Source organism: Lysinibacillus sp. RS10 (assembly GCF_041956855.1).
GTDB lineage: Bacteria > Bacillota > Bacilli > Bacillales_A > Planococcaceae > Lysinibacillus > Lysinibacillus xylanilyticus_A.
In genome coordinates, this window is record NZ_CP167122.1 from 2,892,885 (window position 1) to 2,915,777 (window position 22,893).

A 22,893-nucleotide genomic window follows, 5' to 3' on the forward strand; every position below is an offset into this window, starting at 1 on the left:
ATTTTAGGGTACTTCTCAAAAATCAGCTTATAAAAAGGCAAAACTCGCCACTATAATTGGCGAGTTTTTTTGTTATTTATTCAGTTTTTCATAACGAAGCATAGCGAGTTGACCTAACTTTTCAACTTTGGTTAACCTATATTTTTGAGTAATATCATCCCCATTATAAAGGGAGATTCCAGTTCCCAAAATAATAGGTGCAATGGCTAGTTGGAATTCATCAATTAAATTTTCCTTAAAAAACTCGCGGGCTAAGTTTCCTCCACCAATTAACCATATATCTTTACCAGGCTGTTGTTTTATATTGTTAATGAAAGTTTTTACATCTTCATTAATAAATGAAGCATATTCATCTGAACCGCTAACAGAATTAGAAAACACATAGTTTGTATAATCACTATAAGGATAATCCATTTCAAATCCACGAATGATATCATATGTTCCCTTTCCCATAACAACAGTATCAATTCTTTTTAGAAGGGAATTGTACCCGGAATCACCTTCTACTTCCGTAGACTCCAACCACTCTAATGTTCCATCATCTTTTGCAATATAGCCATCTATTGAAGTACCTATATATAAAATAACGTTACGTCTTTTTTCCATATAAATCCCTATTCCTTTGTTTCAGTAGATAAAATTAAGTATACCTGTTACTTATTAAGACTACACGACTCTTTTAAAAAAGCGCACTTATTTTTGATACGGTTCACCGTAACATGTGTAAGTGCGGTTTTTAATCTCAAATTCTATGCTAATTTTAAATTATATCTTTTCGCGCTTATAATTAAAAATGAAGGTCGACGAAATTCTCTATTTCTATTAAGACTTGGTAAATTACACACTGCTTCTTTAGTTGGTATTGGCTCAATTAAGTCGCCGCTGCTGAGGAAGCAGCAGCTTGGTCAGCCTTTACACAATCAATTGCGACAACGAGCGCAATAATGATCGCTTCCATCTCTTCATTCAATATTTGTACCTTGTAGCTATCACCCCAAGTGAACCACTCCTTGTTCACTTTACCGACGACTTCACCATGCTGTAAGATTTGAAAATCCATATCCCACCAGTTACCTTCTACCTCAATGCCTGCCGCATCAATTGTATAGCGTGCTTTAAAGAAAGAAAACTCCTTCTTAATCGTTAACACCTCTTGACCGTTTACTTCAACAAAAAAAATCGGTAAAAAGCTGAACACCTTTTTCGTAATAAGCGCGACCTCATCTCTTGCTGCATTCATAATGGAGAACGTTTTTGGAATTTGCATAAAACTGCCCTCCACATAATAAACATCCTTCTCCTGCTGATCCTTTACCGTAAATTTTCCACTTAAACTGAATACCTTCTGCTTTATATAAAGTTGCTTCATACTACGCCTCCTTTTTAATAGCATATTACTAAAACCGTTTTTATCATAGATAATAATCACAGAAGTGGGTTATATATGTATAATATTTAATGAAATTTGCCTAGGAGAAATATATTTTCTTTATATATATTCACCTTTTAAATAACTCTCTTACTTGTAACATGGAAATAAAGCCTATTCAAGACTGCTATATCTTAAATAGGCTTATTGTTTTTTTACAGAGAAAACACACTTACTTATGTAAGCAACGAAAAAAAGGAGACTTTGAGAAATGAAGTTCAAAGTCTCCTTAGAATATCAGCATGCTATCTAGTTCTTATTGAAAAGTAGCCAAAGGTTTGTCCTCTATGCTTATTTCAATTTAACCCCTTAACCCCTGTAGAAATCTCTTACTTTACTAGACCGTGTGGGTCGATGACGAATTTTCTGGCAGCCCCTTTATCAAAATCTTGATATGCCTTTGGAGCTTCTTCTAATGATATTACTGTAGCATTAACAGCTTTCGCAATTTGAGCTCTTCCACTCAAAATTGCCGCCATTAAATCGCGATGATATTTCATAACAGGTGTTTGACCAGTTACAAAAGTATGTGCTTTAGCCCATCCTAAGCCAAGACGAATTTTTAACGTACCAATTTTTGCATCCTCATCAATTCCACCAGGGTCCCCGGTTACGTAAAGACCCGGTATACCTAAACGTCCTCCAGCACGTGTTATTTGCATAATAGAATTTAAAACAGTAGCAGGTGCTTCAACTGCATTAGCTCCATGTGCAGATGCTTCAAATCCTACACAATCTACAGCACAATCTACTTCAGGTGCTCCAAGTATTTGGTCGATTTGCTCTCCTAGGTTTGAATGATTTCGTAAATTAACTGTTTCGCAACCAAAGCTTTTAGCTTGAGCTAACCTTTCTTCATTTAAATCTCCTACAATTACTACAGCAGCTCCTAGTAACTGAGCTGAATGAGCAGCAGCGAGACCAACTGGACCTGCACCTGCTATATACACAGTTGATCCCGGTTTCACACCTGCACTTACGGCACCATGATATCCAGTTGGAAATATATCTGAAAGCATTGTTAAATCTCTAATTTTCTCCATTGCTTGGTCTTTATCAGGAAATTTTAATAATTGGAAGTCGGCATATGGCACCATTACATACTCAGATTGTCCTCCAACCCATCCTCCCATATCGACATAACCATATGCTGAACCAGGACGATCTGGATTTACATTCTCACAAATATGAGTATCCCGCTCCTTACAGCTACGGCACCGACCGCAAGCTATATTAAATGGAACAGAAACTAAATCACCTTTTTTAATATATTCAACATCTCGGCCTACTTCAATCACTTCTCCTGTAATCTCGTGGCCTAGAACTAATCCTGTCGGAGCTGTAGTTCTCCCCCTCACCATATGCTGATCGCTTCCACAAATATTAGTTGTTACTACCTTTAAAATAACACCATGATCACATTTACGTCCTATATTAAGTGGATTTACCCCTGGTCCATCTCGTAAAACCAAATCTGGAAAACCAATATCTTGCACTTCTACTTTTCCGGAGCCCATATAGGCCACAGCTCTATTTCCAAACACTTGCAATTCCTCCCCTATATCATAAATTCATACAATCTATATATACGGCCACTTTGTCCTAATCATTCCTATGAAAAATAATATTCGTTCGTTCAAATTATTCATTTCCTGTTTAACGAAATGGCTCTATCTCTCACGTCTATTTCTCTACTTTACAATTGAATTCACCCATTTCAATTAAGTAGAGATTTTTTTCCTTGCAAACTGCATATGAACTGAAAGAAGAGAGTTAGTCCATAAAGAACTGACTCTCTTCTTTTAGTTCATACTATTAGGTCTATTTTTTCTATTTAATCAACGCTCCATGAAATGAATAGAATCTCACTTACTTATGATACGGTTCACCGTAATAGGCTTAAGTGCGATTTTTATACAACGATTAAATATAAATCAAATGTGTCCTCAGTTTTATGTATTCTGTGTAACGTATACACAGAATACATAATTAATTAATATATCACAGGTTGCTATGCTATATTATATAAGTAGTAAACAACAATTATTGACACCGAATAATGGTAATTTTAGATTGAACAAATTAGCGTTATTGGGTGCCAAACCCATTAGAGTTCTTCAGGAACAAAGAATTCTACCGCAGCATCTCCTTGTGAGATGTTGCCTTTTTTGTTTCCATGAAATTTTTTGGGGCTATCAATTAAAATCATAAACAAAAGCGCTTTGCCATAAACGTAAATAATAGCATTTTCAATGTTTCCTTCTGAAGAAATTTATATTTTCTTACTCAATAAATTAAAACCACCTAAGACGTTGCAAATTCAACGTCCTAAATGGTCTTTTTTTTTGTAGGATGTATTTCACCTATGTTCTCAGCTTTTGCTCAACATGTACTCCCCCTTGTCGGTATTCTACCTTGTATTGGTCAACTTCTATCTTTGTTAGTCAAGTAAGATCAGAAATTATTATAATAATCGATTAAACACAACCATGATTCCTTTTTGCCCCACAAGTTCTCTAATCGTTTGACTTTAACATTGTTTTAAGCTGCACTACACTTTTCCTGTACCGCTGCCTTTTCTCCTCTGGCTAATATCTTAGTATATATCCCAATAATCAAATAAAATGTAAAATAGAACTGTATATGGAGTGTTATAATAAAGTAGTCTGAGGGATGTAAGTATTATCCAGATCAGATTGTACTACTAAACACGCGAACAACTTGAAAACAATGAAAAACAAGAATCCTTAGTCGACCTGAAATAATTTGAATTTTCGCAGGTGATAATATGAAAATTAGAATAGAAGAAATAAGCAAAGAAATGAAAGAAGAAATCCTCATCAGATGTCATGAAGTGAATGATGAAATATACGAAATCGTAAATAAGCTGAAAACTGAAAACCTCATTTTACTTGGATATCAAAATGATAGAGTTCACCGTATTAAGCTTAGTGCTATCTATTATTTCGAGGCAGTTGATGGAAAGGTTTTTCTTTACTGCAAGGAAAACGTTTTTGAGGTAAAACAAAAGCTTTATGAGCTTGAAGAATTATTACAGGGGAAGAACTGTTTTCGTGCATCTAAATCAACAATTTTGAACATAGCCAAAATTTCTTCTATTAATCCGTCCATAAGTGGCCGATTTGAAGCGGTACTTGATAATGGGGAACGGGCTGTTGTATCAAGACAGTATGTGCCAGTCCTTAAAAATATGCTTGGATTATAAAAGGAGGGATAAAAATGAGAACTAGCGCATTTGTACAAAAGATTGTTAAAGATTTCTTGATTATCTTCGCATCCATCATCATTATCATTACTATTTTGCGACAAATGTTTTATCCCAATATGGCCTTTGATTTGAATTCGATTTATATCATTATGGCATTTTCTTTTTTAAGCGCCTCAATTGGATTTATTTTGTATTCTCCTAATGCTATAAGTGAGAAAAAAATGCGTATAAGAATAGGCATTCACTTTTTCACTTTAGAGATTCTATTGATTACCCTTAGTAGCATTTTTGGTATTGTGAATAGTGTATTAGATTGCATCTTTTTGGCACTGCAAATCTCCGTAATCTATCTTCTAGTTCGTTTGCTGTCATGGCAAAAGGATAAAAAAGAAGCCAAAAAAATCAACGAAAAACTAAAAGCATTTAAGAAAGACGCATTTGAGTAGTCAATAAAATCATAAAGCAGCAGTTATCTGCAAGCAGTATATTACGAGGCTGGGACATAACTAATCAAAACCTTAATAAGCGCGAGAAATCAATTTTAGCAACGTTGATTTCTCGCGCTTTTCTGATGTGAAACTTTTTGATTTTGCATTGAAATATTTTTATGTCCCTGCCCCTTTTTTACAACTTAGTTGCTCGTGGATACAACTTACCGTTTTTCTATATACTTCCTTTCAGCGATTACATATGATGAGTTCAATAAAAATGAATCGAAAGAAAGGAGTAACTACTATGGGAACTTTATTATTATTGATCACTTTGATTTTCGAGATTGCTTTTGCCATCTACTGTGTTATAACGAAGCAAAATCACAAAAAAATGAAGAGTTGGATGAGGATTGCTGTATTTATAGCCTTTGTAATACTCACACTTTCATTGGTGATTGTGTGGAATTTCCGCTGGCTAATGCTTACAATATTACTTTTCATTTTGGCAGTACAGGGAACGATTTCTCTTATCCATAACAAAACAAATAACCAACAATACAAAACTTCATCGATTATGTGGAAAACCATAATTACGATATTGGCATTGGTATTTGCATTTACACCTGCAATTGTTTTTCCACAGTATAAATCGCCAAAAGTGACTGGTCAATATCAAGTCGCAACCGCTACTTACACATATATTGACAAGAGTCGTATTGAGCAATTTACTGACAAGGGGGAACACAGATTTGTTAATGTGGAGTTTTGGTATCCAAAAAACGCAGATGAAACATACCCTCTATTGGTGTTCTCACATGGAGCAACTGGTATTAAGGCAAGTAATACGTCTACCTATACTGAACTTGCAAGTCACGGTTATGTAGTCGCTTCAATCGATCATCCTTATCACTCTTTTTATACCGTTTCAAATGATGGAACGAAGGCTTTAATCAATACTGATTATAACAGTGAAATTAGCAATTCTAATAAAGAAGGCATTTTCACGAAGGAAGAAGTCTATGGACTTATTCAAAAATGGATGAAACTTCGAACAGACGATATGAATTTTGTCATTGATACAATACTTACAAAAGCCAAAAGTGACAATGACCCCATTTATCAACATATCGATACAGAGAAAATTGGTGTGTTCGGGCATTCAATGGGCGGTGCTGCAAGTGTTTGGATCGGTAAAGAACGTGATGATGTAGATGCAGTTGTAAATATTGACGCACCGTTCTTTAGTGAGCTTATTTATAATAGAGAAATGAATGATTTTGTAGCGCGAGACGAAGACTTTACAATCCCACTTCTTAACATTTATTCTGACGATGTTTGGGAACAACTCAAAAGCAACTCTACTTACGTAGCAAACAAACTCAATAACGAACACTTCAAAGATGCATATACTACTCATTTAAAAGGGGCAAAACATTTAAGCTTGACCGATTTACCACTTTTCTCTCCTATACTTGCAAATATTCTGCAAGGCGGAAGGGCCGACATTGATCAATATTACTGTATTGAAAAGACAAACGAACTCATTCTTGAATTTTTTGACAATAAGTTAAAAGACAAAGGACATTTTACTCCCAAAGAAACATATTGATTTTTTTCTAGTGGCTATAAAATATTTAGATATTGAAAGCGGCTCAAGAAATAATAATACTTTCTTAGTAATAGTAGCAATATTATTGCAATATAAATGCCATGGACGTAAACAAATTAACATCTCCTTGTTCTTTTTCTCAGAAAAATCTATGTTACGATTATTTAGAATTAGCAACCAAGAACATGGAGGATAAAAAAATGCTTAAAAAAATTATTTCAATTGTACCAGTTGCAATGCTCTCAGCAACTTTAAGTGCTAATGCTCAAGCTGCAACGATTACCGTACAAAAAGGAGATACCCTTTGGGATCTATCACGTGCAAATAATACATCTGTAGAAAATATCCAAACGTTGAATCATCTTACTACCGACCTTATTCACCCAGGGGATGTCCTAACCATTGCACAACAATATACCGTTAAACAAGGTGATACATTATGGGACATAGCCCTAGATCATCAAGTAACAGTTTCGCAAATTAAAGAATGGAACCAATTACATACTGATTTCATTCATCCAGGTTTAAAACTATTCATTTTTGATGGTTTGAAAACTAATAATACGGCTGTAACTGAAAAATCAATAATGCCTGCAGCAAATGAATCAAAGGGAGCTACAACTTCAGCAGCCGCTCCATCAACAAATAAAACAACTTCAAAGGATCGTACAACTGAAGCAACTGCTCCAGCAACAAGCAATACTGCCGCAAAGGATCATAGACCGGAAGCAACCGCTCCATCAACAAGTAATACTGCTGCAAAGGGTAATACACCGGAAGCAACCGCTCCAGCAACAAGTAATACTGCTGCAAAGGAACGTACACCTGAAGCAACTGCTCCATCTACAAGTAATACCGCTTCAAAGGATCGTACACCTGAAGCAACTGCTCCATCTACAAGTAATACCGCTTCAAAGGATCGTACACCTGAAGCAACTGCTCCATCAACAAGTAAGACTGCTTCAAAGGAGATTACAGTGGAAGCTTCAGCCTATACGGCTTCATGTGAGGGATGTACCGGTATTACCGCTACTGGAATTAACCTTAAAACAAACCCAAATGCAAAGGTCATCTCAGTTGACCCTACTGTAATCCCACTTGGTAGTAAAGTTTATGTTGAAGGCTATGGTGAAGCAATTGCAGGAGATACTGGCGGAGCCATTAAAGGAAATCGAATCGATGTCTTTTTCCCTTCTCAACAAGATGCAATCAATTTTGGAGTAAAAAAATTAAAGGTAACAATCTTAAACTAACAATTCTAATTCCATCCTATTCTTAGGATTTCATATATGTACAAAAAGGTGATTTTGAATCCTTTTAATAAGCAAAAAAGAACCAGATTCGGTCCTTTTTTGCTTATTTTTTCAGCTCTTTTTAATCAATAAATGTTATATAACTAACCTGATTGGCAATTTAATAGATGAAACTATTCGACTTCGTCAACCTTGTTCCCATCTAATTGGTGTGTGTCCCCGACTATTTCGCTCTTCCCTTTGCAATTTATTCCATTATCGATATCGTGAAGTAAATTCTGTTCTTGGCAGTTGGATGTTCTTTTCCTCTAAACGGTTATTATTTCAACACCTTTTGCTATTAAAGCACTTTGCCATTCTGCATCGAGCTTAGCATTCGTAAATAATAGATCGATATCATCAAAACTCCCACTTTTATAAAACTTCATTAAGTTGAATTTTGATTCATCGACCATCATGACAACTTGTCTTGCATTTTTCTTTAATCGATTAAATATTTGAGCGTCCTCAATATACGTGCATGTTAATTCCTTTTCCAATGAAATTCCATCACAAGAAGCAAATAATTTATTCACTGTAAAATGATCAAGTAAGTTTAATGTCATATCACCCGATAATGCTAATGAATTTGTATTTAACATTCCACCAGCTACTATCAGTTTGCAATCAAATGACTCATACTGTTCCTTTAGCTCAATAATTTTATTCGCAGCAGGTATAGAATTTGTCAAAATAGTGAGGTTTTTTTTGTCATATAGATAGTCCAATATTTGCATCGTCGTTGTGCCAACTTCAATGGCAATAATATCATTATCTTCTACCAAATTACTTGCTGCCATTGCTATACTACGTTTTTTATCAATGTTTTCATTGCGACGTTTATTAAAAAATAATTCCACGGTATGATCGTTTTTCTTTAGAGCTCCACCGTGTATTTTCGTTAGCTTGCCTTCTTTATGCAACAAATCTAAATCTCTTCGGATGGTTTCTGTCGTAACATTTAACACTTTTGCTAAATCATTGACCATCACACGATTGTATTGATCTAGCTCATCAAGTATGTATTTTCTTCGCTCAAATTGTGTATAAGATTTCATCATAACACCTCTTTGTATTCCACAATATACTTTAACCTTAAAGGCTCTTCACCCAAAATGTATTGATCCTTAATTCTATTGTAATTAAGTTACCCAGCAAATGAAAGTTCCCGATAAATACTTAACCTTTTAAACATTCCCTTTACAATTCCTTTAAAAAATCTCTGGGAAAAGTTGAAATCATTCATTTCGAACTAAATCAAATTTATTCTTGCTAAATCTTTATAAAATAACTACCTTCTTCTTCATATTCTCCCCTTCCATTCACGACAAGATAAAATCATTAAACAGAAAATATTATTGTAAGCTAGCAATAATTAGTATAAAGATGATAAAATATACTAATAAAGGGGGCTACAAATATGGGGAAATTAAGCAAAAGAAATATACTGTGGATTGTGCCAATCGGTATTTTAGGGGTATTTTGGTATTTTTACGGTCCACAAAAGGACATTACAGATAATGAATATATTACATATGTTAAAAACTATTCATTTGAAAATAGTAGTAAAACTATAGAATCGGGCTTTGCAAGTGCTTGTGAAAATCCGTATTGGGTGTATTTTGAAACACAAAAAGGACAAGATGTTGTTGAATTTAAAGGTGATTGTCCCGTTAATAAAAAAACGGAAAAGGTGAATGTTCAATTTTTAGTTGACCGTGACATGACTAATGTGCGGTACGGTGCCATGCTGGTTGACAATAAAATGCAGGAGGAAGCGGATCGGGACAAATACCTTTTAGCTCTATCAGGCGAATAAATGAAGATAAAGCTCTCGTGTGATAATCAGAACGAGAGCTTTTTAGATTAAGTTAAACAGTCCGTTAACAGTACGGAGGTGATGGATTGAATCTCCGTAGCGACGGATTGAATCTACCAAAAATTGAAATAGAACCTTCATTTTCGGAAAACAATTAATCATTTTACCGCTTTCCAAATGGTCCATCTGTCTTTTTCAACTATAGTACTTTCTATTGAAATTGACTTATCCATATAAGTCACTAATGCATTTAATTCTTCATCGTCTAATTCATGTAAAATGCTTCTTCCTGTTCTTTCCTTTAAATCTTTTAATAATTGCTCTTTCTGTTCATACACTTCCCTGGTTTCCCATAGTTTTACTTCTTTAATCTCGCTAAATCCTATTTCCTTCAGTGTTTCAACTACTCGGTCGCTACTATGTCTGCGTTTAATTTCTTGTTCTTTTAATTTTGGAAAACGTTCAAAGAAATAACCTCTTATATGGCAGTCATCACCTTTTAATAAACAATCTTCTGGTGTACGGTCTTGGATAATGTAGACCCCTTTATCCTCCAAAATTCGATAGGCCTCTTGAAAACAAGTTTTTAAATCTTGGATATGATGAATTAAAGCTCGTTCAAGTAATAACTGAAAGCTGTCATTCTCTAAGCCTGTATCCAACGCATTCCCTTGTTTGAACGTAATATTATGATAGTCTTTACAATTTTCTTTTGCCCCTACGAGCATTGCCTCCGAAAAATCCACGCCAATCACAGATGGTATACCCATATCTGCTAGTGCTTTTAAATCAATTTCGCCTTGGCGTAATTGGGTCCGGATTTTGAATTGTGCCGACACAATTCATTCCTTTGAAAATCCGTGACATCCGCCGGAGGCTTGTCTTCATTCAGTAGGTGTTTGAATACTCACTGGAGAGGCACCACATATTTATTCATTTTACAACTTCAGAGGTGGGAATCTTTCTACTGAATGAAGATAAATTCCTCCACCACAGCCAATGTCTGCAGCCTTAGAAATACTCGTGATTGGGACAAGTTCTTTCAAGGTTTCCATCCATGAGTTGTCAGCATGTCGAGTTGTATAAGAAGTTTGATTGCCCTTATTGTGAAAATCAATTCCCATCTTTATCACTCTTTTCTTTATGGATATTTTTGTTATCTACATTTTACACCTATTATGGAACATAAGTAAAATTAATGTTAATTATAATTTTCAATAAGCTCTCCTTATCGATATAAAATCCACTCTAATAATTTTAGTTTTTCATATGCATAAAATGCTGCAAAATAAGACATTTTCCAAGAAATCCCCCTACCGAGACATAAACAGCCGTTAATAAATGTGAATATTTACCGTTATAATAACTCTTTACAAAAAGGTAACTTTCAGTGTAAAATTACACTATAAGTCACCTTTATTAATAAGGATAATGTTATTTGAATAAAGATTTGATTTCTAAGAATGTTCGACTTATCCATCTTGAAAGAAGATATTCTCAAAAACAATTAGATCCTGTTCTATAAAGACACTGGTTAAGTTGAAAAAAGAACATCTTTTGATTGGTCGAACGTATTAGGTCACGGAGGTCAAAAAGGAAAAACATTTGGGGGAAATTATTTTGGAATGAGACCACGAAAGAAGAGAGTTTATACTATTTAAATTTTAAAGGAGCAATTAACATGGAAAAAAACAAGAAAGTCATTATTTTAAACAGCCTATTAGTAGGAACAATCCTATTAAATCTTTTTATCTTTACTTCACGTATGCCCATTTTCCCTTGGTTTATTGAAGACGCATGGGGATATTTAGGCGTATTCCTAACGGCACCAATCTTAATAGGTATTTATTTCATCCTAAGACATTACCACAAGCTACAATTAGTCACAAACATCAATAAAGTAATTCCATTATTTGTCGCAGTAACATCACTGATTATTGTATTTATGCAGACAAATGACTTTTTAAATATTGTTGCCCTTGTCATTAACGTAGCAGCTATGGTATTTTTAGCAGCAGGTTCCCTATTCACTCAAAAAGAAATGGCGCTTTAATCAAAATATAGACCTTAGTAAGCACAAAATAACCAGGTACTCATTTGTAAAGTGAGTCCTGGTTTTTTGTTTAAATGTATATAATTTAAAAAGTTGATAGACTTGGGTTACCCGAACAATAAATAAGCAACCCCTTTAATTACACAAACAATTAACTCTATAGAAAGGATAACGTCTATTTCGTTTTATTGATAAATTAATAGCCTAAAATATCTACTTCTGCTGCTGAGGCGTATCCATTTATTCCGTTTACTACCTCTAATTTCACATATTTAGCAGATACGGGATCAAATGTTGCAAATTGTTGTTTCGTGCTATTTTCCCATGTTCCAGAAGCTGCTTTTTGATAATTAACACCATCTGTACTTGTGTAAATGTTGTAGTTAAGAATACGACCGTTTGCAGGTCCAGATTGCCTTGGAACATATGCTAATTGTGTAATCGTACGAGTATTGCCAAGATCAATTGTTAAATAGAACGGATATTTGTTTTGCTCGCTCCATTTACTATGCCAAATCGTACTAGTTCTTCCATCAATCGCATTCGTTGCAGGTTCCACACCTAATTCTTCACTACTTGCAATTACCTTCATGTTTTCTTTAGATAATGTGTTTAACGAAATATGTCTAGTATCCGTCGCTTCCCAAATAGGTGCAGTTAATGTTGGATAATGTAAAGCTTCTATATTCTGTCTAGTTTCTGCCGATGCTTTAAGTCCCCATTGATCAAAAAACGGAAGCAAATTTTGTTTTGCTACTTTGGATGTGTTATAAATAAATGCTTGTATTTTCTCTTCATCCGTTTTTGGAAGTTGATTTTCGGGTAATTCACGGTATATTTTATGAATATTCTGATAAAAATCATCACCATATGCTAATTGAAGTTGCCAAATCATCACAAGCTTCACAAACAAGTCATCAATATTTTTATAATCTTTATCTGTTTGTTTTAAGTATTGAAAGGCTCTTTCATAATCCCCTTCTTTTTCTAAACGTGTTGGTTCATTCGGGAATAATTGCTTTTGCGCAGCTAAAGAATATAGATTAACCGTTACTTCACCCATACCTCTAAGGTCATTCCACTTCCACGGGTGTTGTTGTCTTGCGTGTCCTGCTTCATGCATCTGTCCCCACCCAAACTTATTTACATTCAAAGCACTTTCGATTGCGTTCCCAGCAGTAGTAAAAAAGCCTCCATCAAGAGATGCATACATTCCCCAATCTGGTTTGTTAGGGTTTTCTACAAAAGCCCAAAGGCGGCGAGTTGGTCGATGTAATGGGTTAGAGTCTGTTTCGGATAACCCTGATATCTTATCTTGTGCTCGAATCATTTCATCATATTTCTCTAGTAAGGGAACAGGGTCTTGATCTACGATATATTTTCTAGCACTAGCCTGAGTAACAGTAAGTACTGCTTTCTCTGATTTTAGTTGGACGGCATGTGCATCAGGATATGCATTCATCATAGCCATCCAGTCTTCTTTCGTATGCTTCCCTAATTCAAAGAATGGAACAGGGCTTCCACCTTGTGTTACTTTCACGTGAATTGTTCCTGTATTTTGATAGTTATCAAATCCTAATAAACCACCGTTCGGAGAGGAAATGGTATTAGAGCCGGGAACAAGAGTAGATTCTTTTCCCCATTCTTTATCGTATCCATGTGTACCAATAATAGCTCTAATTGGTTGTGATCCTGATACTTCAATTGTAACTTGTTCATTTGGCTTTACATAGATTCCAGTTGGAGTAAATGTTTTTTGTTGTCCTCTTCTTTCTCTTTTTGCTTCCTCCCCATAGCTCCCTGTACCTGGAAGATCAAATTCTCTTTGTTCATATTGAGCTGTGGTTTGCGTAGCAGCTGTTTCAGCATGAACAACTGCATGATTAGTCATGATAGGTGTAAATAGTGCAGTTGTTAAAATAGCCGAAGTTGCAAATATTTTCATTGATTTTTCTAACATATAAGTTCTCCTTATATCACAAGATTTTTTGACGTCGATGAAGCAAAAGCTACCAGTGATAGAATGACAAGAATTAAAACCGTCTTTCCCTTTGTGCAGAAGGGAAAGACGGTTTTAATTCTTTATTTACTCTAACACTACTAATAACACCTAACAATAATTATTAAAGCTTAAAAAGCTTGTTTTAATTAAGCGAAAAAACTACTTTTATATAAGAATAAAGGATTAGACATAAAAGCTACCCCGTTATTATTATTTTTTCACAGGCACTTAGCCCTATAACTCATATATAGATCTAATAAAATCATTTATTTCTCCTCAAATAAAACGAAAGATTCACTAATTATACTACGTAGAATGCTGTTTTAAAGGTGTTTAAATAGAGATCAATTGAATTAATATTGTTCAAAAATAGATAATAAAAATTGTTTAATTCCGATTTTCCCACCGAGTTTTCTATTGTTTTTGAATGTGTATTAGAATAAGTACATAAATTCTTAACAAAAAAACTCATGCAATTAATTATTTTTGCATGAGTTAATCTTATTAAATTCATTTTTCTTCCTCATTTTCAGCAGTATCTACGGATTGGATAATGTTTAGCTCAAGAATTCGAATTTCCTGATTTAACTTAGAAATTGCCGCTTCCATTTGTTCAAAGCGTTCTAAATGACTTTTGCTGAGGTTGTCCGTTGGTATAGCTTCTTTTAACGCTGCCTGCCCTGCATATAGAATTTCTAGTAAATCCAACTTTTCAAAATAAGCTGTACTATATTGTATTTCCATACTCAAAGCCCCTTACATATTACTTTTTCACCACTAATAAAATACATGCTTTTACTAGTACTATAACCGAAAAAAGCAAATACAAAACCGGGTCTTAGTTAGCATCTATTATCCAATTTAAAGCTATACAAGAATATATTTCCGTAGGATTTATTATCGAGAAAATGCACCTTCCATATCTCTTTGTAAAAATGAATAGACAAACGTATCGTGCGCTTGACCATTTTGATACATATAATCTCTCAGAATCCCTTCCTTTTGAAAACCAATTTTAGTTAGTAATTTATTTGAGGCTTCATTTTCTATAAAGACAACAGCCCCTATACGAGTCAGTCCCATGTGCTCAAAGCCATAAGTTACAATTTCGGTAACCGCTTCTAACGTATATCCTTTTCTCCAATAATCAGGATGAATTTCATAACCGATTTCTGCTCGTTTATATATAGGCGACCAAGCGTTAAAGCCAATTGTTCCGATTATATCATTCGTTCCTTTTCTTTCAATTCCCCATCTTATTCCTCTTTTTTCAGCAAAGTTCTTTGAAAATAATTTTACTAGATTTTCTGCTTGCTGTATTTCTAGGAATGGCTCTTGTCCATAATAGCGAGTGACTTCTTCATTAGAAAAACACTTAAAAATGCTCTCTGCATCATCCTGTGTAAGCTCTCTTAAAATAAGTCTTTCTGTCTCTAAATTAGGAAACATTCAATTCTCCCCCTTTACTATCTATTTCTCTATATTTCCATTAAAACCCTTTAAAAAATAAAAAAAGAGCACATCCAATAGAATGATGCCCTCATAGGTTTTATCCAAAAATTTGCGCAGCTATGGCGAATAACGTATTATTTCTTGCTGGCATTTTTTCAGCATGAAGAATCATAACTGGAGGTGTATTTGCCTTTTTAAAGCCACTTTGCTCTAAAAGTTTAGTGAATTCAGCATGTCCAGATGGTACATCCATTCTTAATTTTCCATGATGGTCTTTCGCTAAAGCATCTAAAATATAGGTAGCCGTTTTTGAATCTGGCGCCACAATAGGACCTAAAATTAGATTGATTGGCCCCGCAATAGACATGCCAAAGCCTATAATATTTGCCTGATGGTCTTTCACAACGATACAACGCTGTGATTGTTGAATTCTGTTCTTTAGGAAATTACTTCTTTGATCTCCAAAGGCTGCTGCATCCAAGCTGACAATATCGGCAAAGTCCTGCTCACGAAAATCATCTATTGCCCACTCATTTGAAGCTAAGCTATGTGTCCCGCTATAATGGTCTGCAAGATATTTATGAACACAATCAACCGTAGTAAAGCCCATTTTCTTATATAAGGGCTCACCGTCTTTGGTCGCAACGAGCATAATTGCTGTATGTTCTGAAACACTGTCGATACATTTTTGAGTAGCTAATTTACCTAGACCGAGTCCTCTATAATTCTCATGAACTATGACCATGCCAATTGAAGCTAAATTTCTTTCATATGTAGTAATGGCCGCACTTGATACAATTTTTCCCCCAGCATTTTTGTGACCAAATATTTTACCTGACAACATAACCGTTGTTATTTCGAATTCATCGTAATCCCACCCGACAGAGTCAGAAAGGGCTATTAATCCTGGAATATCATTTGCATCAAATAACACTAACTGGAATGGATTATGTGTATTCAACTCATTTATTCCTCCTCAAAAGAACATTTGTTTCCATTTTATATATATAGATTATTCTATTCAAGTGGAATTTCCAGAAAATTTTTACTTAACACCAAAACGTGAGATTGATTTCCGTTCTGGCTGACCGCTTTCCTTAGGTGTCAAATGAGCCCAAGGTAGTCGCCCAGCCTCCAATCCAAATAATCATTAGCGCTTCCTTTTTACTGAAAATAGTAATTGACGGCCTCGTCCGCAGAATTTAACACGATATTATTTTTGGTTTTATAAATAAACTTTGGTGAAGTACAGGCTTTTTCGAGACTTTTTGCTTGCTTCAACGTATCGGTCATTTGCTCGATCATATCAGAATAGCCATCAAGATTATTAGATATTTTCGGCAGCATTGAATCCGAAATGTCGAGCTTAATGGAAACTTGATCCTCCACGTAATTATTTAAATTAATGAAAAAACATTCTTCTAGATTTTTCGAAGACTTATCAACATTAATAACAGCTTCATTATAATTGGCAATTAGTCCCGTAGATGTTACAGTTATTGTAAAGCCTTGTTCTGTTAATTTTTTATTTATGCTATCAAGAAATGTATTGACTTCAGCATCTAATTTTGGCGTTACATTATTTTGTATTAATGTATCGCAATTTTGATAAATAGTATCAATTTCAGCCTGCTTTTCAACGAGTAATTTAAAATTTGACATAGAGTACACACTAAATCTCCCCTTTTCTATAAGTTTGACATTCGGGCGTTTTTTTAGTCATCTTTAAGCCATATATTTTCATTACACAATCTAATTTAGGAGAGATATACATGCATATTAGGAATTCCATTAAAGCTGTAATAGTAGAAGAAAATAAAATTTTACTGACAAAAAATAAAGATACTGAAGGCTACTTTTATCTTTTTCCTGGAGGTGGTCAGGAGCATGGAGAAACTTTTCACACTGCTTTAAAAAGAGAATGTATCGAAGAGATTGGTTGCTCGGTTGAAATCGGAGATCTACTGTTCATTCGGGAATATATTGGGAAAAATCATGAGCATGCAGCTTTCGATTTTGATGCTCATCAAGCGGAATTTTATTTTGTTTGTCAGTTATCACAGGGAAAAGACACGAACTTTCAGCCAACAAATCCTGATAGTCATCAAATAGGACTAGAATGGGTAACGATTGAGGATTTATCTAATTATCGACTTTACCCAAAGGAATTAAAAAAGTATCTCCAGCAGTATGATAGCGGTCAAGCAACGCCCATCTATTTAGGAGATATAAATTAATAAAACAGAAGGCTGTCATAACGAAAGAATGTGACAGCCCTTTAACCTTAAACTAAATGTTTTACCATTGTGAAATAGCTACTTCCTGGAGGATAGTCTTTTATTTCTCCTACAACATGGTAGCCCCTCGCTTCATAAAACGTGCGTGCTTGAAATTCATATGTAGTTAACAGTGCCTTTGTAGCTCCCATTTGCTTAGCTGTTTCTTCAGCTTTCGCTAGTAGCTGTCCACCAATTCCTTTTCCACGGTATTCTTTACAAAACCAAAACTTGTTGATTTCCACCCATCCCCAATAAACCTCAGCAGTGATACCACCAATCCATTGATGTTGGTGATCTGTGACGATTAAGTTTAAAGGACGTACAGAACCTTTTTGTCTACTTTCTTTATGATACGGTGAATGTTCGTCATTGTACTCTTTTAACTTTGTATTTAAAAACGTAGTAAAGTCATCGTGATTTTCTAATAAAACCTCAATTTGATAATCCATATGAATCCCCTTTCGATACAGATTTTTACGCTTTATAACGCGCCATTAGCTTTTCCTGATGAGCTGTGAAAATTTCATATCTTTCACCCATTTTTGAAATTCATTTAATTCCATTTCATCTTCCTCCATTTCTTTCCTTTTAAAATTAAATTATACTATATAAGAAAAGAATCAGTTATGGAGGAAAGATGATGAATAGTATTGCAGTGTTTTGCGGATCGAGCATCGGTGCTTCTGAGGCATATAAAGAAGGGGCTATTCTTCTAGGAAAAGAATTAGCTAAACGTAATATTACCTTAATTTATGGTGGAGCTAGTGTAGGTGTGATGGGTACAGTTGCAGACACGGTTCTTCGTGAAGGTGGTAAAGTGATTGGCGTGATCCCTACTTTGCTAGAGGAACGAGAAATTTCACATAAACATTTAACAGAGCTAATTGTTGTCAATTCAATGCATGAACGCAAAAGCAAAATGATGGAACTAGCTGATGGCTTTATCGCTTTACCGGGTGGACCTGGTACGTTAGAAGAATTTTTCGAAGTATTCACATGGAATCAAATTGGCCTTCTGCAAAAGCCATGCGGTATTTTAAATATTAATCATTATTACGATTTACTCATTGGGTTATTTGATCATATGCAAAACGAACAATTTTTACAAGCCCAATATCGAAACGCATTGCTTGTCGATGAAGACGTTGTAGCGCTTTTGGACAAATGTGCAGCATATGTTCCTCCTGCAGTTAAAACATATCAAACTAGTAAATGATTAGATTGATAAAAGTGGCTTGAAATTATAAGATATTGTATTGGTTTTAATAAAAATTCTTTACTATCTTACATACTCAAAAAACAGCTGAAATATGTTCATCAGCTGTTTTTCATATTGAATTGAGGTGTCATATTAAATTAAGTATGACTCTATGGCAAAACGCGGGGGTTGATTTCCGTTCCGACCGAGTGCTGTCGGTTCGCTTTCGCACAGAGCAAAGCTTCCTGGGGTCGCCCGATGAGCCGCTTGGGGCAACAGATGTTTTTTTGGTGTATTCTTGGACTATTTATTCTGCATTTTATACATTGATGATTTAACAAAAACTTCAAATAGCAAAATAACATAATTTAATTCCGTTTTTCTGTCGTTCCAAAGACTTCATCTACCTCTTTAGCGATGACTTGGAATATATAGTCTTTCTCTTGTTCTTCTGAAGCAATACCTATCGCTGAACCTTCAGGCCGTTCCCCCCCTTGCATACGCATCAAAACATTATGATCATCGTCAACTATTGAAAAATCGACCTTTTTCCAACGCTTTAATATATCTAGATACGTTTCATGACGTTCATATTTATCTTTGTTTTCTTCTACCATCTGTAATAAAATGTCGATTCTTTCTGGCGTATTCATAATAGAACCTTCTTTCATTTCAGCGATAATCTTTTGGTGCGCCATCTGTTGAATCACTTCTTCTACTAGATTGCCAACGAAGGGTTCATCTCCACTTTTCCATTCATCAATCCTCTTGGAAAAAGTAGGAGTTTCCCACCCCATGCCGCTCGTTTCCACCGTCGATACAAATTTTTCTTTTTCATCTTCTTTTGAACCATTTTCTAATTCGTTCTCAGCATGTTCGGACTCTCCTTTTTCAAATGGGTCGCGCGGCAGCTATGGTATTCTGAGCGAACATGATAAGCATCTATTGCAGATGCAAGGGAAGCGATGGATCAAATCCATGCTGGTAACTTGTTTTGTACTTTGATTAATATAATGAATTGCATTTGTTTTAAGGTGGTGAATTAAGTAAAATTAATAGTGGCTATAAAATATTATAAACGGTGGGAGGGGTTAAATGTGGATTCAACATATATTCTTTACAATATTGTTCCCGTAGCATTTTTTATTTTGCTGGTATATATTTTTATTGATATATTTCTTGATTATTTTAGAAAAGCAGAAAAAAGCAATAAGAAACGAGTTATTCTGTATAGCTTTATTTTTTACTTAATCAGCCTTATTCAAATTAAATTTGGTGGATTTACACTTCATCAAAATTCATCAGATAATAGTAGAACTTTTATTTCAACGAATGATTGGTTTGGAATATTCGATACAATGAACTTTAAGATTTCTATGTGGAGCTACTCAGCTATGGTTTATAACGTCATTTTATTTGTACCATTAGGCATTTATTTATTCCTTTTATTCAATTTAAAAAGTAATAAGAAAGCCATTTCAATGGTCATTTTAAGCTGTTTAGTGTTGGATTTAGCTCGTCTTTTACTTGGGTGGACTGGTTTTACTATAAGTAGCTTTACTTATACAGATATTCTCTATTTGTTATTTAATATTTCAGGCGGAGTATTAAGCATATTTTTAGTAAAGTACACAGTAAATTTTATTCGCTCTTATAAATTAAATAGCCAAGCAAAAATTGTCGAATAAAATATACACATATATACTTAAAAACATTCCTAAATAAGACTTAGGGAACCAACACCCTTATTCAATTGAATAGGCGTTGTTTTAGTTGCTTGGAATAATTCTTGACTTAATATGTAAATTCAATATCATTGGACTAAAAAGAAGGTGTTTATTATGAACTGTATTTTTTGTAATGCAATAACAGACGAACAAATACTAGTTGAATCTAAAAACTATAAAGTTGTTTTTGATATTGACCCAATTCAATTTGGACATTTACTCATCATCTCTAAAAATCACATTATGGATATCAGAGAAATAACTACTGCCAAACTTATTGAATTAATAGAATTAGAAAAATCCATAATTAATATCTTTGAAAAACATTTTTCAATAACAAGTGTAAGTGTAATTCGAAATAATGGTCCAATTATGGATGAGGGGACACATTTTCATGTTCATTTAATCCCTAGGTATGTTAATGATAACTTTTGGGATAATCAAATCGTAAAAGAACAAAAAATTTCACTTCAAGACCTTCAATCACATTTAAAATTGTTATCAATTTAAAATAGTATATATACATTTCATTTAAAAATAACGTTCCCAAATCGAAGTTTGGACATACACCAAAAATCCACAAATGTTGTTAAATCAACGTTTCGTGGATTTTCTTTTGAACATTGTTTATACGTCTTTTTATACAGGTGACGTAAACGGTTGATGTAGCAGTATTTTTACTTGTTTGGTTTGTTCTTCACTTTGCATAAAATCGTGTATATTTCTGTAACGTTATCCGCATTAATCTGACGGGACCCCATGATCGGGAATGGTATGAAAATGACGAAGATTATACTTTTTAATGTTTCTAAAATTCATCTATAATAGTTGGATTCTTTTTTTGTGTGAGTCAAAACTGACAAATTAAAGTTAAGACGCCTTTTTGAGGAGTGAAAGCATTTAATCATTGGAGATTGGCAATAGTTTATTTGAGAGAATAAAAGGAGTGCTGCGGTTGAACCGTACGTATTTTTTGCATGGATCTACTGCAACACGGATTTGTTGCTTTAAAAGTTATTAGCAGGGTGGCAATCCTGATCTCTGGTAACTACCTTATAGGTAGCGCGCCAGGGGTCTGGGGGAACACTAAAGAACACTCAAATCGGAAGTGCTTTTTGTACTTGACGACCTCCAGAAAGTAAAGTAAGCTTTACGTAAAGTTAAGTTTACTTTTTTTGGGAGGGCAAAGTTTGAAGAATAATATAAAGAATTTACGCGCTAAGCATGATTTAACTCAAGATAAATTGGCTGAATTACTTAATGTATCAAGACAAACAATTATTTCACTCGAAAAAGAACGCTACAACCCATCTATCATATTAGCATTTGAACTAGCTCGTATATTTAATTGTAGAATTGAAGAGATATTTATTTATCAGGAGGAATGAACTTTATGTCTGATGCAAAGAAAAATCAAATATCATTTTTAACTTCTGGACTTTTTGCAACTGGAATGGGGATTTTTTTAAATTATGAGGCTATATTCAAGGGAGAATTTCCTAATTATATTATACTCCTAGCTTTGGGGTTAAATCAGCTAATGCTAGCATACCTTTCACCACATATTTTCCCTAAGGATGAACGTGCAAAAGAAATTATTGGAAAAGCAATGACAGTTAATTATTTCGTTTTATTCGGTACGATCAGCGTTCTTTTTTTACTAACAAGTTCCTTAGGACCTTTAACGCTTAGCTCGACACAAGCACTTAGTGTTCTATTTTGTATCATGGCCCTGACTATTCCAGGAACAATGATTCTTTATTCTAAAAGAGTTTAGTAATTAACAATCTAGTACTAATAAATTGTTAATTACGAAGTTTATCCTATGATGTAAAGATCAATCAGAAAACTTAATTCCATAAAGAGGTGATTTAGTATTAAAACAAAAATAATTATCCCTAGTGAGATTACATATTACTCCAGTACTATATGAATTGTTTGCATAAACACGTGTTGAAAATAGACCAGCATATCCTGCTGCAATTATACTTGCCCATCCCATTCCTGGAATCCAAACTGCTAAAAGAGCAGCACTACCACCACCTACTGCTACACTAGCTAAATCAGCTGCAAATTTATTAGCATCACATGAATTAAGTTTCCTACTTTTCCCCCACCAATGTGTTGTCGGGCTTGTTGTTACTCCATTACAATTGTTTTTCGGCTAGATCATCAGATGCAGCATGTATAATACTGCATACTGATTCTTGTTTCTTTTTTAATTTCTAACTAAAGTCTATGTACATATAACAAATCGTTTTTCACATTCCAAAGTAATCTTTAAGAAGAAAAAAGACAATGATACATATTATTAACATAAGCATACAACCAGGTGACCCAAAAAACGTTAAAAGGTGAATTAATGGATTTCTG

24 protein-coding genes are annotated in these 22,893 nt (G+C 34.3%); 12 read left to right on the plus strand and 12 right to left on the minus strand.

Annotation, left to right across the window (positions count from 1 at the left end; genetic code table 11):
* Positions 1–72: 72 nt before the first annotated feature.
* The 3 genes from ACB089_RS14820 to fdhA form a co-directional block, all read right to left on the minus strand.
* Entirely contained in the window at positions 73–606 is a 534-nt protein-coding gene (locus tag ACB089_RS14820; RefSeq protein WP_374967087.1) for a dihydrofolate reductase family protein, read from the minus strand.
* A gap of 265 nt (positions 607–871) precedes the next feature.
* Positions 872–1,369, minus strand: coding sequence for an LURP-one-related/scramblase family protein (locus tag ACB089_RS14825; protein ID WP_134025864.1), 498 nt, complete (start codon positions 1,367–1,369; stop codon positions 872–874).
* A 389-nt stretch (positions 1,370–1,758) separates the two neighbouring features.
* Entirely contained in the window at positions 1,759–2,973 is a 1,215-nt protein-coding gene (fdhA, locus tag ACB089_RS14830) for a formaldehyde dehydrogenase, glutathione-independent (RefSeq protein WP_374967088.1), read from the minus strand.
* A gap of 1,244 nt (positions 2,974–4,217) precedes the next feature.
* Here fdhA and ACB089_RS14835 point away from each other — a divergent pair.
* The 4 genes from ACB089_RS14835 to ACB089_RS14850 all read left to right on the plus strand — a co-directional run bounded on the left by ACB089_RS14835 (position 4,218) and on the right by ACB089_RS14850 (position 7,951).
* Entirely contained in the window at positions 4,218–4,655 is a 438-nt protein-coding gene (locus ACB089_RS14835; RefSeq protein WP_374967089.1) for a LytTR family DNA-binding domain-containing protein, read from the plus strand.
* Between the two features lie 14 nt (positions 4,656–4,669).
* Positions 4,670–5,104, plus strand: a complete 435-nt coding sequence (locus ACB089_RS14840) for a DUF3021 family protein (RefSeq protein ID WP_374967090.1) — start codon at positions 4,670–4,672, stop codon at positions 5,102–5,104.
* A gap of 289 nt (positions 5,105–5,393) precedes the next feature.
* Positions 5,394–6,698: an alpha/beta hydrolase family protein gene (locus tag ACB089_RS14845; protein ID WP_374967091.1), complete on the plus strand. Its 1,305-nt coding sequence runs from the start codon at positions 5,394–5,396 to the stop codon at positions 6,696–6,698.
* Between the two features lie 200 nt (positions 6,699–6,898).
* A complete protein-coding gene (locus tag ACB089_RS14850; RefSeq protein WP_374967092.1) occupies positions 6,899–7,951 on the plus strand; it encodes a LysM peptidoglycan-binding domain-containing protein in 1,053 nt (350 codons plus the stop codon).
* A gap of 308 nt (positions 7,952–8,259) precedes the next feature.
* Here ACB089_RS14850 and ACB089_RS14855 read toward each other — a convergent pair whose 3' ends face one another.
* The gene (locus ACB089_RS14855; RefSeq protein ID WP_368636570.1) at positions 8,260–9,048 is read right to left on the minus strand and encodes a DeoR/GlpR family DNA-binding transcription regulator; all 789 of its coding nucleotides are present in this window, start codon (positions 9,046–9,048) and stop codon (positions 8,260–8,262) included.
* Between the two features lie 362 nt (positions 9,049–9,410).
* On the opposite strand from ACB089_RS14855, the gene ACB089_RS14860 reads away from it, so the two are divergent.
* Entirely contained in the window at positions 9,411–9,809 is a 399-nt protein-coding gene (locus ACB089_RS14860; protein WP_374967093.1) for a glucosamine 6-phosphate synthetase, read from the plus strand.
* A 158-nt stretch (positions 9,810–9,967) separates the two neighbouring features.
* On the opposite strand, the gene ACB089_RS14865 is transcribed toward ACB089_RS14860, so the two are convergent.
* Positions 9,968–10,648, minus strand: coding sequence for a class I SAM-dependent methyltransferase (locus ACB089_RS14865; protein ID WP_223555663.1), 681 nt, complete (start codon positions 10,646–10,648; stop codon positions 9,968–9,970).
* 842 nt (positions 10,649–11,490) lie between these two features.
* Between ACB089_RS14865 and ACB089_RS14870 the strand changes: the two genes are divergently transcribed.
* Positions 11,491–11,862, plus strand: a complete 372-nt coding sequence (locus ACB089_RS14870) for a hypothetical protein (RefSeq protein WP_374967094.1) — start codon at positions 11,491–11,493, stop codon at positions 11,860–11,862.
* Positions 11,863–12,058: 196 nt separating this feature from the next.
* Here ACB089_RS14870 and ACB089_RS14875 read toward each other — a convergent pair whose 3' ends face one another.
* From ACB089_RS14875 to ACB089_RS14895, 5 genes are all read right to left on the minus strand, one after another.
* The gene (locus ACB089_RS14875) at positions 12,059–13,822 is read right to left on the minus strand and encodes a M60 family metallopeptidase (RefSeq protein WP_374967095.1); all 1,764 of its coding nucleotides are present in this window, start codon (positions 13,820–13,822) and stop codon (positions 12,059–12,061) included.
* Positions 13,823–14,374: 552 nt separating this feature from the next.
* On the minus strand, positions 14,375–14,608 hold the full coding sequence (locus ACB089_RS14880) for a hypothetical protein (protein ID WP_374967096.1): 234 nt from the start codon (positions 14,606–14,608) through the stop codon (positions 14,375–14,377).
* 153 nt (positions 14,609–14,761) lie between these two features.
* Entirely contained in the window at positions 14,762–15,313 is a 552-nt protein-coding gene (locus ACB089_RS14885) for a GNAT family N-acetyltransferase (RefSeq protein WP_374967097.1), read from the minus strand.
* Positions 15,314–15,413: 100 nt separating this feature from the next.
* Positions 15,414–16,277: a GNAT family N-acetyltransferase gene (locus tag ACB089_RS14890; RefSeq protein ID WP_374967098.1), complete on the minus strand. Its 864-nt coding sequence runs from the start codon at positions 16,275–16,277 to the stop codon at positions 15,414–15,416.
* A gap of 203 nt (positions 16,278–16,480) precedes the next feature.
* Positions 16,481–16,978: a hypothetical protein gene (locus ACB089_RS14895; RefSeq protein WP_175401815.1), complete on the minus strand. Its 498-nt coding sequence runs from the start codon at positions 16,976–16,978 to the stop codon at positions 16,481–16,483.
* Between the two features lie 110 nt (positions 16,979–17,088).
* On the opposite strand from ACB089_RS14895, the gene ACB089_RS14900 reads away from it, so the two are divergent.
* Complete coding sequence (locus ACB089_RS14900) at positions 17,089–17,553, plus strand: NUDIX domain-containing protein (protein WP_374967099.1); 465 nt, start codon at positions 17,089–17,091, stop codon at positions 17,551–17,553.
* A 47-nt stretch (positions 17,554–17,600) separates the two neighbouring features.
* Here the strand turns inward: ACB089_RS14900 and ACB089_RS14905 are convergent, their stop codons facing one another.
* Positions 17,601–18,044, minus strand: coding sequence for a GNAT family N-acetyltransferase (locus tag ACB089_RS14905; RefSeq protein ID WP_374967100.1), 444 nt, complete (start codon positions 18,042–18,044; stop codon positions 17,601–17,603).
* A 191-nt stretch (positions 18,045–18,235) separates the two neighbouring features.
* Here ACB089_RS14905 and ACB089_RS14910 point away from each other — a divergent pair, with 191 nt between their 5' ends.
* Complete coding sequence (locus tag ACB089_RS14910; protein WP_374967574.1) at positions 18,236–18,811, plus strand: TIGR00730 family Rossman fold protein; 576 nt, start codon at positions 18,236–18,238, stop codon at positions 18,809–18,811.
* A gap of 350 nt (positions 18,812–19,161) precedes the next feature.
* Here ACB089_RS14910 and ACB089_RS14915 read toward each other — a convergent pair whose 3' ends face one another.
* The gene (locus ACB089_RS14915) at positions 19,162–19,590 is read right to left on the minus strand and encodes a DUF6241 domain-containing protein (RefSeq protein ID WP_374967101.1); all 429 of its coding nucleotides are present in this window, start codon (positions 19,588–19,590) and stop codon (positions 19,162–19,164) included.
* Between the two features lie 300 nt (positions 19,591–19,890).
* On the opposite strand from ACB089_RS14915, the gene ACB089_RS14920 reads away from it, so the two are divergent.
* From ACB089_RS14920 to ACB089_RS14935, 4 genes are all read left to right on the plus strand, one after another.
* Positions 19,891–20,481, plus strand: a complete 591-nt coding sequence (locus tag ACB089_RS14920; RefSeq protein ID WP_374967102.1) for a hypothetical protein — start codon at positions 19,891–19,893, stop codon at positions 20,479–20,481.
* A 153-nt stretch (positions 20,482–20,634) separates the two neighbouring features.
* The gene (locus ACB089_RS14925; RefSeq protein WP_374967103.1) at positions 20,635–21,030 is read left to right on the plus strand and encodes an HIT family protein; all 396 of its coding nucleotides are present in this window, start codon (positions 20,635–20,637) and stop codon (positions 21,028–21,030) included.
* Between the two features lie 680 nt (positions 21,031–21,710).
* The gene (locus tag ACB089_RS14930) at positions 21,711–21,908 is read left to right on the plus strand and encodes a helix-turn-helix transcriptional regulator (RefSeq protein ID WP_068986250.1); all 198 of its coding nucleotides are present in this window, start codon (positions 21,711–21,713) and stop codon (positions 21,906–21,908) included.
* A gap of 5 nt (positions 21,909–21,913) precedes the next feature.
* The gene (locus tag ACB089_RS14935) at positions 21,914–22,297 is read left to right on the plus strand and encodes a hypothetical protein (protein ID WP_068986249.1); all 384 of its coding nucleotides are present in this window, start codon (positions 21,914–21,916) and stop codon (positions 22,295–22,297) included.
* The last annotated feature ends 596 nt before the right edge of the window (positions 22,298–22,893 follow it).